Here is a 15,089-nt window from a genome sequence, read left to right on the forward strand (position 1 = left end):
AAGAAATATTAACAACTTAAAAATAAATCTCGTTTAATAATGCACAACGGGTTAATAAAATAAAACAACAAAAACTTTATGCCAAATAGGCATAATTTAGAACTATTTGGCATAGTATTATTAATTTTTAGTCCATAAATTTGTTTTAACAAAAAAGTTCTCGAGAAACCGGTTGTTAAAAACAAATAAATGTTTAATTTTAAAAATTAGAAATTAGGATAGAATATCCAATTTTTATTTTTTTAAATACAAAAAAAATGAGTATTAAAAAAGTTGCAAGAAACCTTTGAAAAACAAAATATAAACAAGTAAACTAAAAGAAAGTCATTAGATTAGCGTTTAAGTCCAGCCAACGTAAAGGTAGCTCATTAGCAAAAATAATAAACGACATACTTTTGAAAGAGTAATTTAGATGAAATAAAAAAATTTGTATATTTGAAAGTTGTCAGTAACAAAAGGGCAGAATAATATTAAACAAATTAACGTGGAGGTCTTCGTTCTGACAGAGGATTGAAACATAATTTTAACATTATGAAAAATTTATTTTTATCTTTAGCATTTATGCTAGTCGGTTCGTATACTTTTGCAGAAAATAATTCACCTGTAACAGAAGTTCCAAAAATATCAAAATTCACATTAGCTAATTTAGAAATATTAAATATAGAAAAAGGAGCTATAAGTAATTTCCTGTTTAAAAAGAATAATTGCAAAACTGGCGGGTATTCTTTTTACAATCCTTTCAATGAAATTGAAGGCTTAGCATTCGGTAAATGCAGTTCCACTATAGATATTGATGGAAATATTGTTTTAGAAGTTAATTATAATGACATAAACAATGTAATTAAGCTGACAAATTTTGAAGTCTCTAAAGATGGCAAACAAGCATTTGTAAATGTAGAAAACAATAATATTATTTATAAATCATCTTTTATTGGTGAGAATTTAAACGTCAACTTTATTAAAAATATATTTTCTAACATTAACAAATCATCTTTGATTTCAAAAGATGATTGTCCTCCTTGTGCATATATTGCTGTTGTCGCAATTTCAGCTGCTGTAACAAAAATTTGTACAGATGCTTTTAATGCTTGTAGCCCTTGTAATGGTAAATTAACTGTTAGTGCTTGTGGTTGTAGTTGTGACCCGCATTAATAAAAATTTCTAATCTAAAATTTACTCATGGTAAAAGATATAATTATTACTATGAGTAGATTGTTAAAACTATAAAATGAATAAATTAAAAATAATTAAAATTGTTTTTTTAGGTTTTATTTTGTTAAATTTACCTTTTGTCTCTGGTATATTCTTTGTGTTTAAATACTCTGAAGTTAAAGATTTTTTACTTTATACATTAATTTTTATTTCTGTAATGTTTTTTTATTGGTCTTATTTTACACCCTTATATAAATATTATTCGATTAAAAAATTGATAAACAATAAAGAGTTCGATTATTGGTATGTTTTAAGTAATAGAGGGTTAATATTATGTCCTGAAAAAAGTTTTTTTGAAAAATTTGAGTTTTGGGATAAAAAAAAATTATCGGAGTATAAAAAAAATAAAAAAAAATTAACTCAAAATTATGTTTTATAGAATAATTTTCTTATCGTTTATTTTTTATACTAACGCATCTAAATCTCAAACTTTCATTGTAGATTACAATTTAATTCTAGGTAATTTTACCAAAATCGATAGTATTAATACCAGAATTAAAGATATAGATAATGAATTGAAATTAAATTTTAATAATATTATACAATACACTTTAATACATAGCCAGCAACAATCAATTTTTAAAAGTTATAAAGATGTAAAAGTTTTTTCTAACCCAAGTGAAAAAACTGAATTAGATTTTTTAAATAATTATAAGCTAAACGATTTTACCTCAATAATTTTTAAAGATTTTAAATTAAAGAAAACAAAGAATAGAGAATTTATAATAGATAAAGCATTTGTAATATCTGACACACTTAAAAGTTATAACTGGATATTGAACAATAAAGAAAAAAAGGTTAAGGGATTTAATTGTTTTTCAGCAGAAACGATTGATTTATTTGGAAATAAAGTATTAGTGTGGTTTACGTCAGATGTGCCTGTTTCTAATGGCCCTGGAGATTTTCATGGTTTACCAGGTTTAATAATTCAAGTAGAAACTGACTCCTATACTTTTGAGATAACTTCATTAAAGTTAATTAACAAAAATATTGCGTTTTTTTTTGAAGAAAAAGGCACGATTGTTAATATGGAAGAATTTTTAAAAATATATCAAGAAAATACACGGTAAAGGATTATAGTTTTAAATTATTTAACGACATGGGATTAAAACATTATTGGTTTCCTTTGTATAATTCATATATAAGTTATTTCAAATAATATTTTTGATACGAAAACTAAAAATAACATCAGTATATCTGATCTAATAATATCCGAAAGCAAAACGTATATTTTACCAAGAGTGGTTATGTTGTCATTAACTTATAAAATATAACAACCAAATTACAAGAAAAAATTACCTGCTACGTTATAAAGATGTAGCAGGTTTTTTTGTTTGTAGCAACTTGAAAAATCAAAAGTTTAAATTCAGTTAAAAAAATGCTATCTTTACGCTCAAAATAACATTTGAAAAGTAGTTTCAATTTTTTTGAGGCGATCAATATATATAAATTATGGCATGTACAAGTTGTTCAACTTCCGATGGTGGTGCACCAAAGGGGTGTAAAAATAATGGGACTTGCGGCACCGATAGCTGCAACAAATTAACGGTTTTCGATTGGTTAGCCAATATGACATTACCAGGTGGTCAAGCACCGTTTGATTGTGTAGAAATACGTTTTAAAAACGGAAGAAAAGAATTTTTTAGAAATACCGAAAAACTTACTTTAAGCATCGGTGATGTAGTAGCAACTGAAGCTTCTTCTGGTCACGATGTGGGTTTGGTGTCTTTAACTGGCGAATTAGTCCGTGTTCAAATGAACAAGAAAAACGTCAAAGACAACGCCGAAATTCCTAAAGTATATCGCAAAGCGACTCAAAAAGACATCGATATTTGGCATGGCGTAAGAAATAAAGAAGATGGCATTCAAGTTCGTGCTCGTGAAATTGCCATAGCGATTAAATTAGAAATGAAAATTTCGGATATCGAATTTCAAGGCGATGGTTCAAAAGCCACATTTTATTATACCGCAAATGACCGTGTCGATTTCCGACAATTAATCAAAGAATATGCAAGTGAATTTAAAATCCGTGTAGAAATGAAACAAGTTGGTTTCCGTCAAGAAGCCGCTCGTTTAGGCGGAATTGGTTCTTGTGGACGCGAATTATGTTGCTCTTCTTGGTTAACCGATTTTAGAAGCGTAAATACTTCTGCAGCTCGATACCAACAATTATCGTTAAATCCACAAAAATTAGCTGGGCAATGCGGAAAGCTTAAATGTTGTTTAAATTACGAATTAGATACGTATTTAGACGCATTAAAAGGCTTGCCAGATATGGATACAAAATTGCTTACGGATAAAGGTGATGCGTATTGTCAAAAAATAGATATTTTCAAAAATTTAATGTGGTTTTCATACGCAAATGCACCAGCGCATTGGCACACGTTAACTGCTGAAAAAGCAAAAGAAATTGTTGCGATTAACAAACAAGGCAAAAAAATCGCACAATTGGAAGACTTTGTAGAGGAAGTTTCAACAGTAAATGTGGAGAAAAAATTCGAAAATGTGGTAGGACAAGATAGTTTAACACGATTTGATCAACCTAAGAAAAAATCGAACAATAATAATAAAAGAAAAAAGAAACCGTTTAAGAAAAATGAACAATAATTTTTTTAAAATACTAAGTCTTTTCTTGCTTTTTATTGTAATTTCTTGCGATAAAAAACAGGTTTTTGATGAATATTATGCGTTTGATGGCACGTGGAAAAAAAATAAAAAAGCCACGTTTACTTTTGAACAAAAAGACACCACAAGCGTGTATAATTTATTTTTAAACGTCAGAAATAATAACGATTATCCGTATAATAATTTGTTTTTAATTGTATCGTTAAACCAGCCAAACGGAAAAGTGGTAGTAGATACTTTAGAATACCAAATGGCGAATCCAGACGGCACTTTGTTAGGTACTGGTTTTTCAGATGTAAAAGAAAGCAAACTGTGGTATAAAGAAAATTATAGTTTTGAAAAACCTGGAAAATATACGTTAGAAGTTAAACACGCTGTAAGACAAACAGGAAAAGTACAAGGCGTAAAAGACTTAACCGGCATTACAGATTTAGGATTTAGAATTGAAAAAAGAAAATAAAGAAAAAAATGGCAACTAACAACACCCAAGTCAGTTATTCAGATTACGTTAGAAAATTTTGGAAATTATTCGGCTACACTTTTGGTGGCGTATTATTATTTTTTCTTTTGGCATCGTGGGGATTTTTCGGAAAAATGCCTTCATTTGACGAATTAGAAAATCCAGATACCAATATCGCTACAGAAATTATTTCTTCAGACGGCGTAACGTTAGGAAAATTTTATAAAGAAAACAGAACGCCTGTAAAATATCAAGACTTACCAAAGCATTTAGTAGATGCATTAGTAGCTACAGAAGACGAACGTTTTTACGAACATTCTGGTGTAGACGCAAGAGGAACCCTAAGAGCTATTTCAAGTTTAGGAGGAAGCGGTGGAGCAAGTACTATCACGCAACAATTAGCTAAAAATTTATTTCATGGTGAAGGCTCTAAATTTTTACCATTTCGTATCATTCAAAAATGTAAAGAGTGGATTATTGCTACAAAATTAGAACGTCAATATACCAAACAAGAAATCATAGCTTTGTATTTAAACAAAGTAGATTTTGTAAATAGTGCAGTCGGCATTCGTTCCGCTTCAAAAATCTACATGAACAAAGAACCTAAAGATTTAACATTAGCAGAAAGTGCTTTATTTGTTGGAATGCTAAAAAACCCAGCATTGTTTAATCCAACCAAAGAAAAAAGAAAAGAAAAAGTTTTCCAACGTAGAAATACCGTTTTAGATCAAATGGTAAAAAACAAGTATTTATCGGAAGCAAAGGCAGCAGAATTGAAGCGAATTCCTGTAAAAATAAACTTCAAACCGGAAAGTCACGCTGAAGGTACCGCTACGTATTTTAGAGAATATTTACGTGAAAGTTTAAAACCAATCATTAAAGCCATTGAGGACGAAAAAGGAGAAGAAATAGACCTTTACACCGCCGGTTTAAAAATCTATGTTACAGTTGATTCGCGCATGCAACAATATGCTGAAGAAGCAGTAGAAGAACATTTATCTAACTTACAACCGGAATTTAATCGTCGTCAAAAAAATAATCCAACCGCACCGTTTTTAGACATTACGCCTGCGGAAACTCAGAAAATCATGAATCAAGCCATGAAAAATTCGGAGAGATGGCGTATTATGAGCATCAATGGAAAATCGGATGAAGAAATAAAACAATCTTTTGAAGTGGCTACAAAAATGAAAATCTTTACATGGAAAGGCGAAAGAGACACCATTATGAAGCCCAAAGATTCTATACTTTATTACAAACAGTTCTTGCAAACCGGAATGATGGCCATGGAGCCTCAAACGGGTCATGTAAAAGCTTGGGTGGGCGGAATTAATTATAAATATTTTCAATACGACCACGTGGGTCAAGGGGCACGTCAAGTAGGTTCTACTTTTAAACCATTTGTATATGCTACAGCCATAGACAGATTACAAAAATCGCCTTGCGACATGATTATGGATTCGCCATTTACCATTTTAAAAGGAGATAATAACGATAAAAATTGGACACCAAACAATTCAGATGGAAAATATCGCGGATTGGTTTCTATGAAAAGAGCATTAGCCAACTCTATTAACACAGTTTCGGCAAGGTTAATTCATGAAGTGGGTGCTCCAGCTGTTGTGGAAATGGCAAAAAATTTAGGAGTTACTTCTAACATCCCAAACCGCCCAGCAATTGCTTTGGGTGCAGTAGAAATTACAGTAGAAGAAATGGTAGCCGCTTTCAGCACTTTCGCTAATGAAGGCGTATACATTAAACCGCAATTAATCACAAAAATTGAAGATAAAAACGGCGTGGTAATTTACCAAGGTGTAGAAGAATCCCACGACGTGGTAAATAAAGATGTAGCCTATTCCGTTATTAAATTAATGGAAGGCGTTACCGAATCAGGTACGGGTTCTCGTTTGCGTTGGGCAGCTTCCGCACCATCCAATTTTTTAACGGGTGTGCCTTATAATATTAGAGGACCAGTTGCAGGAAAAACAGGAACTTCTCAAAACAATTCTGATGGCTGGTTTATCGGAATGGTGCCAAATTTAGCCGCCGGAGTTTGGGTAGGTAATGAAGATCGTTCCGCGCATTTTGCAAGTACAAATATGGGACAAGGCGCTACAACAGCTTTACCAATTTACGGAATATTTATGCGAAAATGTTTGGCAGATCCAACGCTAAATGTTTCACAACAGCCATTTAAAAGACCTGCAAATATGTCTATAAAAGTAGATTGCGGACCAGAACCTAAAGCGGTTTTAGATTCAACGGCTACAGATTCAACCGCAGCGCCAATAGATGCACAACCAGATACCGACGGATTAGACGGACTATAACTTATATTATGATTTCAAGAAAAGTAAACAACGTACAAGAAGCACTTGAAGGAATTCAAGATGGACAAACGATAATGCTAGGCGGTTTCGGACTTTGTGGCATTCCCGAAAACAGTATTGCTGCATTGGTAGAAAAAAATATCACCAATTTAACTTGCATTTCAAATAATGCCGGTGTGGACGATTTCGGTTTGGGATTATTGTTACAAAAGCGTCAAATTAAGAAAATGATTTCTTCTTATGTAGGAGAAAATGCCGAATTTGAACGCCAAATGCTTTCAGGAGAATTAGACGTAGAACTTACCCCGCAAGGCACTTTAGCCGAAAAATGTCGTGCGGCACAAGCCGGAATTCCTGCGTTTTTTACACCTGCTGGTTTCGGAACAGAAGTAGCAGAAGGAAAAGAAACACGTGAATTCAATGGAAAAATGCACGTAATGGAATTGGCATACAAAGCTGATTTTTCCATCGTAAAAGCTTGGAAAGGCGACGAAGCGGGAAATTTAATTTTCAAAGGAACGGCTCGAAATTTTAATGCTTGTATGGCAGGTGCTGCAAAAATAACAATTGCTGAGGTGGAAGAATTAGTGCCAGCCGGAACGTTGAATCCAAATGAAATTCATATCCCAGGAATTATGGTAAATCGTATTTTTCAAGGGGAAAAATTTGAAAAAAGAATTGAGCAAAGAACGGTAAGACAAAAGTAATTAGTCAATGCGGCAATTAGCCGATTAGCCAATTGAAGTAGCTTCAAGAATTGGCACATTGACACATTATCACATTGACACATTATATTATGGCATTAGATAAAAATCAAATCGCACAGCGAATCGCCCAAGAAGTAAAAGACGGGTATTACGTAAATTTAGGAATCGGAATTCCAACTTTAGTTGCGAATTATGTTCGTACGGATATTTCGGTGGAATTTCAGTCGGAAAACGGGGTGTTAGGTATGGGGCCGTTCCCTTTTGAAGGAGAAGAAGATGCTGACATTATCAACGCAGGAAAACAAACCATCACGACTTTACCAGGAGCAAGTTTCTTTGATTCCGCTTTTAGTTTCGGAATGATTCGTGCGCAAAAAGTAGATTTAACGATTTTAGGTGCGATGGAAGTTTCTGAAAATGGCGACATTGCCAATTGGAAAATTCCAGGAAAAATGGTAAAAGGAATGGGTGGTGCTATGGATTTAGTAGCTTCGGCTGAAAATATTATCGTTGCGATGATGCACGTTAACAAAGCTGGCGAATCAAAAATCTTAAAGAAATGCTCGTTGCCATTAACAGGTGTAGGTTGTGTGAAAAAAGTCGTTACCGAATTAGCCGTTTTAGAAGTTACCTCAAATGGGTTTAAATTGTTAGAACGCGCACCAGGTGTTTCAGTAGAAGACATCATTACAGCAACAGAAGCTAATTTAATCATTGAAGGAGAAATTCCGGAAATGAGTATTAATTAGGCAATTAGTTAATTAGTTAATGTGCCAATTGATTGTTGTGTAACTAATTTTTAAATTATAAAAATTTTATACAGACCTAACAGGTTTCTAAAACCTGTTAGGTCTTTTCAAAGAAATATGAGAGCTAAAGTAATTCTAAAATCAGGTAAAGAAAAATCCATTCAACGTCGTCATCCTTGGATTTTCAGCGGTGCGGTGTATGGCGTAAGTCGGGAAATACACGACGGAGAAATGGTAGATGTAGTGGATTCAAAAAACCAACATTTAGGCACAGGATATTTCAGTGATAAAGGAAGTATTGTAGTTCGAATTTTGACGTTTGGTGAGGAAACTTTTTCTGAAAACTTTTGGGCAGACAAACTACAATCGGCTTGGTATTTACGTACCCAATTATTAGATTTTGAAGTAACCAATGCGTTCCGCGTCATTCACGGAGAAGGGGATGGCATTTCAGGATTAATTATTGATTATTACGATAAAAATTGGGTCATACAAGCCCATTCTACTGGAATTTTTCTTCAAATGGAGCAAATTGCTGAAGCGATTAAATCTAATTTTTCGGAGCATTGCGATACCATTTATTGTAAAAGTTCGGGAACATTACCAAATACGGGTACCGATTATTTCTTATTTGGAACTAACACAGAAACCGTTGCCAAAGAAAACAGCATTTTGTTTTCTGTAAATTGGGTAGAAGGTCAAAAAACAGGTTTCTTTTTAGACCAACGGGACAACCGAAAATTATTAGGTGCATTCTCAAAAGGTAAAAAAGTACTAAATACGTTTTGTTACACAGGCGGATTTTCTATTTATGCGATGCACGCTGGAGCGGAATTAGTAACTTCGGTAGATATTTCTCAAAAAGCGGTAGATTTAGCGGCTAGTAATATGGAATTAAACTTCCCAAAAGCCTACCATACAGCAGTTGCCGATGATGTGTTCAACTTCATGAAAGAACACACGCAGCAATACGATGTGATTGTGTTAGACCCACCCGCTTTCGCTAAAAGCATCAAAAGCAAACATACGGCAACGCAAGCGTACAAACGTCTAAATATTGCAGGTTTAAAAGCTTTAGCACCTAATGGAATTTTATTTACTTTCTCTTGTTCTCAAGTAATTGACGATGTGTTGTTTTACAATACCGTTGCAGCAGCAGCCATAGAAACCGGAAGAAACATTAGAGTATTGCATAAATTAGAACAAGGCCCAGATCACCCAACCAATATTTACCACCCAGAAGGGCATTATTTAAAAGGATTGGTTTTGTTTGTGGAGTAAGTTTAGCTGTCAGCAATTAGCTTTTAGCTATCAGCTGTCAGTGGTAAGCTGGTGATTTATAATTCTGTCCCGAAACTTCGAGATTGTTTCAGGATCTAGTATTTATCCATTAATAATTTCAGTACAGCAATTTTTCATTATTAAATATATGTAATAGCATTTGGTAAAATTTGAATTTCTTTAATTCTTTTGTCTGAATCATGTTTCTTAAAAGCACATATTTTTTCTGGACTTAAACCAGATACCGCAGCAATAGTTTTAATAAAACCATTAAGTTTAGTTTCTCTTCTTTTTATTAAAACATCCATCGTGTCTTGCTGTTTACAATCTGAAAACAAGTCGTTTAAATCACTTAAAGGGAAAAAATTATTTTTAGATAAAATTTGTTTTTCTAGTAGTAACCTATCGTAATTGTTTAAAACAGAAACTAATTTGCCCTTGTAAAACAATTTATCTTTTTTAATTGAATAAATAAAAGGGGTATTGTAAATGAGTGAAATAAACCAATATTTTTTTGTAATAATCAAATATATTGTGATGACTAAAAGCATGAAAATAACACTAATTGTAAAATATAATTCTGTGCGGTCTTCATAGTATATTTGATCTAGTACTATAAAATCATTTACATTAGTTATATGTTTTTTTAAAGGGTATTTTTCGAAGATAAAATTGTATTTTGGATCAGTTTTGGATTCAAATATACCATAAACAGTATCATTTAAAATGAACTTCCCAGGGTAGTGTTTTGACAATTTGTTTTTATATTGCTTAATACTATTTGTTTTTAAATCTAAGTAAAACATCTTATACTCATCGATGATATAAAATCCGTTTTTTTCTTCAATTAATGTATTTTGATTTTGTGTCACTGCATCTAAATTTTTAAAAATATTAGACTCATACACTTTCCATTCTTTAGTTTTTAGATTTAAAACATAAAAATTATGGTTAGTGGTTTCATTAGTAAAACCACCAAAGACATATAGGTTGTCATCAATTACTTTTGAAAGACAATTCCAAAATGTAGGCATATTTTTATCATTAGTTTTAACAACATCCCATTCTTTGTTTTCAAAATCGAATTTGGTAAGTATTTTTTATGCGTGAATAAACCATAACCGCCTAAAAAATAAATTTCATTTTGGTAAACAAATAAATTACCTAAAAATTGGTTTCGGTGTAAATAAGATTTGTCTAAACGAACTAAACTATCGTTTCTGAATTCTAATACAGGGCCACAGCCTTCATGAACTAAAATAATTCTCCCTAGAATATTAACATGAATATATTCAGAAAAATTGCCAGGGAAAGCCTCTTTAAAAATAGAGACTTCTTTTTTTTGTTTGGTTTTAAGTACTACAGAATCGTTTTTAAACAGCAAGGCTTCTTTATGATTGTAGTCATAAATTAACTTAGGTTTTTGACTAAATTTTAGTTCTTGAGCTAAAGTAAAGTTACTGAAAGACATAGCTAACAGATAAACAACAACGTTTTTCATTTTTCTTTATTAATTTACAAAAATAAACCAAATAGTTAGAGATTAAAATACTGGAAGGTATGATTTCCAATAATATTTGTAGCTATTTTTTGTACATAGTATAATTTTGAAATGCAATTTTAATATTTATTCAAATTACTATGAAAAAAATAATTACCCTAATTTTAGTTTTTACAACAACTTTACTTTTTTCCCAAGTACCAAATTATGTCCCAGCAAACGGTCTTGTGGGTTGGTGGCCTTTTACTGGGAATGCTAATGATTTAAGCGGCAATACTAATAATGGTCTAGTAAATGGAGCTATATTGACAACAGACCGTTTTGGAAATTTAAATAATGCTTATAGTTTTGACGGGATAAATGATTACATATTAGTTAATAACAACACCTCCTTATGCCCTATAGTATATAGTATATCGGCTTGGGTAAAATCAAATGGATATTACATTAATGGACAAGATGACGCAAACTATATTGTAGGTAAGGGTACTGATTTTAATGTAGGTCATTATTCACTTCATTATAAATCTATCAGCCTTAAAGCCAGAGCTTCTATTGGTATTGGGTCGAGTGGTTTGTATGTTGCCTCGAATTCAAACATTAATCTTAATAATTGGATATATCTTGCCAATACTTGGGATGGGAATAATTTAAGAATATATATAAATGGAATATTAGAAAATAGTATCTATAGTCCTAATAATGTTCAAGGAGTAAGTAGTGAAAACTTATATTTTGGAACTATGGCTGGTAATTCCACTTGGCCCTACTGGCTAAACGGCAAAATAGACGACATAGGAATCTGGAACCGTGCTTTAACCCAACAAGAAATCACTAATTTGTATAACGCATCATTATCTACAGAAGATTTTGCAATTAATACTATTGACATTTACCCCAACCCCACAACAAGTCTTTTAAATTTTAAATCTGCTATTCAAGTGGAGAAAATTTTAATTTACAATATGTTAGGTCAATTGGTGCAACAAGAAAAAGTTAATGCTTTAGAAGGCACTATAAATATTGAAAAACTAGCCCAAGGCACGTATATAGTAAAAGTAAATGATTTAGATAAAGGGTATACCATTATTAAAAACTAGTTTATTATCCTGATAGGTCTTTTTTGAAACTTATTGTTCTTAATAAAAACACCTAAAAGGTTTTTGGAAACTTTGTCGGTGCAACTAAGGAGGGCATCCAATTTGTCATGTTTTGCCAAGCTAAATTTATATACTTCGATACTCCGCAAGTTCGGAATAGTATTAATAGTAAGCATCAACTTAAAATTAACAGGGAGGCCGAAAACTGAATAGAGTAAGCACTAAATCATTAAATTAATCATTATGAAAAAAATTAAAATTTTATTTAGTTTGTTAATTATCACAACATTAACAAGCTGTATGGCTACCTTTAACGGAGCAATTAACAATTCTACCGCATTGAGTTCTGCAAACTTTACTTACGCAGAAGTTAATGTTGAAGGTAAAGCAGTAGCAACTTATATTTTTGGAATTGGTGGATTTGAAAGACATTCACTGGTTAGTGAGGCTAAGCAAGACTTAATGTCTAAACACAATTTAAAAGCAGGACAATCTTTGGCAAATATTATTACTAACTATAAAACGTCTTATTATTTGGGACTAGTAAGTGTTGTAGAATGTACTGTAAACGCTGACATAGTTGAATTTAATAAATAATTTGTTTTGATAACGTTTAAAAATTTATTAAAAACTAGTTTATTTTTGCAACGTTTCGAAAACCACTTAACCCTCTTAAAGTTCCAAACTCTAAGAGGGTTTTTCTTTTTAAAAAAACTTTTAATCATCAATTATTAATTTTTTATTAGAAAGAAATAATAACATAATAATTTTTATTATATTGCTTATCAAATCTATTGCCCCATGAAACGTTTATTTACCTACTTTAAATGGTTTTTTATTAGCAGTGTTGGCTTTATTCTCATCTTATATATATTTGATGTGGATTATTTGCTACGGGCTGTAAAAACCGTTTATTTAAAAGGACATACCACTGCGTTTTTAGAAGATTATAAAGAATTTCCAAATCGTACCATTCAAAAAGGAACAGCACAACCTTGGGCAGTTTCTAAAGATTACAATAGCGTTCCCGCTACGGACAAATTAAATACGACTCACAAAAACTTACAAACCGTAGCGTTTTTAGTCATAAAAAACGATAGTATTTGGCATGAAAGTTATTTTGATGGGTATACCAACACGTCTAAGAGCAATTCCTTTTCCATAGCAAAAAGTATTGTTTCGGCTGCTTTAGGCAAAGCCATTATGGAAGGAAAAATTAAAAGTTTAGATCAAAAAGTCACCGATTTTTTCCCAAAATTAAAAGGCAAATTTGCCAAAGAAGTCACCGTAGGCGATTTGTCGTCTATGGCATCTGGTTTAAGTTGGGATGAAAAATACTACAGTCCGTTTTCAATTGTAACTCGGGCCTATTTTGACGACAATTTAAAAGAACTTATTTTAGGATTAAGTATTAAAGACAAGCCAGGACAACAGTTTCGTTATTTGAGTGGTGCCACACAATTATTGGCCATGTGTATTGAAAAAGCCACAGGAACGTATCTTTCTAATTATGTGTCTGAGCATTTTTGGAAACCTATGGGAGCTGAAAACGACGCCCTTTGGCAATTAGATGCAACCGATTTTGGAATTGAAAAGGCATATTGCTGTATTGCCAGTACTGCCAGAGATTTTGCTCGTTTTGGAAAACTTTATAAACAAAATGGTGTGTGGAATGGCAAGCAAATTTTAGATCGTTCGTTTGTGGAAAAATCATTACAACCTCGTTTTTCGGAAAGTCCAGAATATGGTTATGGTTGGTGGTTGCATCAAATAAATGGAAAAAAGATATATTATATGCGAGGTCATTTAGGGCAATTTGTAATTGTCTTGCCGGAAGACGATGTTATTATTGTACGATTAGGGCATTTAAAAGGCAAACAAACTAAAATTGATCCACACAGTAACGATTTGTACATATATATAGAAGAAGCTTTAAAAATGATTAATAAAAAGAAATAGATATGTTAGACTCCATTCAATTAGACAATATTTTATTTTTAGATATTGAAACGGTTCCTGAAACGGAACATTTTTCGGATTTAGATTCGGATTTTCAAGAACTTTTTGCACACAAAACGCAATACCAAAGAAAAGAAGACGTTTCTCCAGAAGAATTTTACGAAAGAGCAGGCATTTGGGCCGAATTTGGTAAAATAATTTGCATTTCTGTTGGTTATTTTACGCAAAAAAATGGCGAAAGGCAGTTTAGAGTCACGACGTTTCAAGGAGATGAAGAGCGTTTGTTATTGGATTTTTCTAATTTGATAAACAATCATTTTAATTTGCCTCAGCACGTGATGTGTGGTCATAATGTAAAAGAATTTGATTTTCCTTTTATCGCACGACGTATGTTAATTCACGGGATAAAAATTCCAGCTAAATTGAATTTAATGGGTAAAAAACCATGGGAAGTGCCGCATTTAGACACGTTAGAATTATGGAAATTTGGTGATTATAAACACTTTACCTCTTTAAAATTATTAACGAAAGTGTTGGGTGTGCCTTCTCCTAAAGATGACATTGATGGAAGCGAAGTAGCAAAAGTTTTTTACAAGGACAAAGACATTGACCGAATTGCAAACTATTGCGAAAAAGATGTAATAGCTGTAGCGCAAATTATATTAAAGTTGCGACTGCAAAAATTATTAACTTCAGATGAGATTTTGAAAGTATAAGGCATAAAAAAACCACGTAAGTTATTACGTGGTTTTTTATTTGTAATTGCTTTTTTAGTTTCCTGCTAAAGCATTGGTGTTAAATTTTTTCACATCGGCAATTGCGTTATCAGAATATACTACTGCGTTTAATGCTTTTGTAGTATAAAAATTCCAAAGACCTGTTTTTTTACCTTGTTCAAAAGAACCTTCCGAAACTAAATTTCCTGCTTCATCAAATGATTTCCATAAACCATCTGCTTTTCCATCAATATAATTTCCTTGGTGCATTACTTTACCGTTAGAATGATAATACGTTACTTTTACTGTGTTTTCAGAAATTTGTTCTCCAACTGCCTCTGTTTCTTGAGCAAAACCGAAAGAAGTAAACAAAATCAAACCAAAAATTAGTGCTAAATTTTTCATAATATTAGGCTTTATGATTAATAATGATGTAAACCTACAACATA

The 15,089-nt window shown here is 32.0% G+C and carries 15 protein-coding genes; 12 read left to right on the forward strand and 3 right to left on the reverse strand.

Annotated features, from left to right (window positions below; genetic code table 11):
* Window positions 1-531: 531 nt before the first annotated feature.
* The 8 genes from ABWP78_RS00005 to ABWP78_RS00040 all read left to right on the forward strand — a co-directional run bounded on the left by ABWP78_RS00005 (window position 532) and on the right by ABWP78_RS00040 (window position 9,364).
* Window positions 532-1,152: a hypothetical protein gene (locus tag ABWP78_RS00005; protein WP_353167602.1), complete on the forward strand. Its 621-nt coding sequence runs from the start codon at window positions 532-534 to the stop codon at window positions 1,150-1,152.
* A gap of 428 nt (window positions 1,153-1,580) precedes the next feature.
* Window positions 1,581-2,282 carry a GLPGLI family protein gene (locus ABWP78_RS00010; protein ID WP_353167603.1) on the forward strand — a complete coding sequence of 234 codons (702 nt, stop codon included), beginning with the start codon at window positions 1,581-1,583 and terminating at the stop codon, window positions 2,280-2,282.
* A gap of 382 nt (window positions 2,283-2,664) precedes the next feature.
* The gene (locus ABWP78_RS00015; protein WP_353167605.1) at window positions 2,665-3,819 is read left to right on the forward strand and encodes a PSP1 domain-containing protein; all 1,155 of its coding nucleotides are present in this window, start codon (window positions 2,665-2,667) and stop codon (window positions 3,817-3,819) included.
* Complete coding sequence (locus tag ABWP78_RS00020; protein WP_353167608.1) at window positions 3,809-4,297, forward strand: gliding motility lipoprotein GldH; 489 nt, start codon at window positions 3,809-3,811, stop codon at window positions 4,295-4,297. The genes ABWP78_RS00015 and ABWP78_RS00020 overlap by 11 nt, the downstream gene beginning before the upstream one ends.
* Before the next feature lie 8 nt (window positions 4,298-4,305).
* On the forward strand, window positions 4,306-6,627 hold the full coding sequence (locus tag ABWP78_RS00025; RefSeq protein ID WP_353167610.1) for a penicillin-binding protein 1A: 2,322 nt from the start codon (window positions 4,306-4,308) through the stop codon (window positions 6,625-6,627).
* 8 nt (window positions 6,628-6,635) lie between these two features.
* Window positions 6,636-7,334: a CoA transferase subunit A gene (locus tag ABWP78_RS00030; protein WP_353150888.1), complete on the forward strand. Its 699-nt coding sequence runs from the start codon at window positions 6,636-6,638 to the stop codon at window positions 7,332-7,334.
* Window positions 7,335-7,423: 89 nt separating this feature from the next.
* Window positions 7,424-8,083 carry a CoA transferase subunit B gene (locus ABWP78_RS00035; RefSeq protein WP_353167612.1) on the forward strand — a complete coding sequence of 220 codons (660 nt, stop codon included), beginning with the start codon at window positions 7,424-7,426 and terminating at the stop codon, window positions 8,081-8,083.
* Window positions 8,084-8,200: 117 nt separating this feature from the next.
* Window positions 8,201-9,364 (forward strand): class I SAM-dependent rRNA methyltransferase, encoded by a 1,164-nt coding sequence (locus tag ABWP78_RS00040; RefSeq protein ID WP_353167614.1) that lies wholly within the window; start codon window positions 8,201-8,203, stop codon window positions 9,362-9,364.
* Window positions 9,365-9,504: 140 nt separating this feature from the next.
* Here ABWP78_RS00040 and ABWP78_RS00045 read toward each other — a convergent pair whose 3' ends face one another.
* Together ABWP78_RS00045 and ABWP78_RS00050 are read right to left on the reverse strand one after the other, a co-directional pair.
* Entirely contained in the window at window positions 9,505-10,398 is an 894-nt protein-coding gene (locus ABWP78_RS00045) for a kelch repeat-containing protein (protein ID WP_353167615.1), read from the reverse strand.
* On the reverse strand, window positions 10,365-10,865 hold the full coding sequence (locus ABWP78_RS00050) for a hypothetical protein (RefSeq protein WP_353167617.1): 501 nt from the start codon (window positions 10,863-10,865) through the stop codon (window positions 10,365-10,367). The genes ABWP78_RS00045 and ABWP78_RS00050 overlap by 34 nt, the downstream gene beginning before the upstream one ends.
* Before the next feature lie 227 nt (window positions 10,866-11,092).
* Here ABWP78_RS00050 and ABWP78_RS00055 point away from each other — a divergent pair, with 227 nt between their 5' ends.
* The 4 genes from ABWP78_RS00055 to ABWP78_RS00070 all read left to right on the forward strand — a co-directional run bounded on the left by ABWP78_RS00055 (window position 11,093) and on the right by ABWP78_RS00070 (window position 14,640).
* On the forward strand, window positions 11,093-11,965 hold the full coding sequence (locus tag ABWP78_RS00055; protein WP_353167618.1) for a LamG-like jellyroll fold domain-containing protein: 873 nt from the start codon (window positions 11,093-11,095) through the stop codon (window positions 11,963-11,965).
* A 243-nt stretch (window positions 11,966-12,208) separates the two neighbouring features.
* A complete protein-coding gene (locus ABWP78_RS00060) occupies window positions 12,209-12,562 on the forward strand; it encodes a DUF6567 family protein (protein WP_353167621.1) in 354 nt (117 codons plus the stop codon).
* Window positions 12,563-12,766: 204 nt separating this feature from the next.
* Entirely contained in the window at window positions 12,767-13,924 is a 1,158-nt protein-coding gene (locus ABWP78_RS00065) for a serine hydrolase domain-containing protein (protein WP_353167623.1), read from the forward strand.
* Window positions 13,925-13,926: 2 nt separating this feature from the next.
* Window positions 13,927-14,640 (forward strand): 3'-5' exonuclease, encoded by a 714-nt coding sequence (locus tag ABWP78_RS00070; protein WP_353167625.1) that lies wholly within the window; start codon window positions 13,927-13,929, stop codon window positions 14,638-14,640.
* Window positions 14,641-14,694: 54 nt separating this feature from the next.
* Here the strand turns inward: ABWP78_RS00070 and ABWP78_RS00075 are convergent, their stop codons facing one another.
* Window positions 14,695-15,045, reverse strand: a complete 351-nt coding sequence (locus tag ABWP78_RS00075) for a toxin-antitoxin system YwqK family antitoxin (protein ID WP_353167626.1) — start codon at window positions 15,043-15,045, stop codon at window positions 14,695-14,697.
* Between the last annotated feature and the right edge of the window lie 44 nt (window positions 15,046-15,089).

Origin of the sequence: Flavobacterium sp., assembly GCF_040402955.1 — a bacterium.
Taxonomy (GTDB): domain Bacteria; phylum Bacteroidota; class Bacteroidia; order Flavobacteriales; family Flavobacteriaceae; genus Flavobacterium.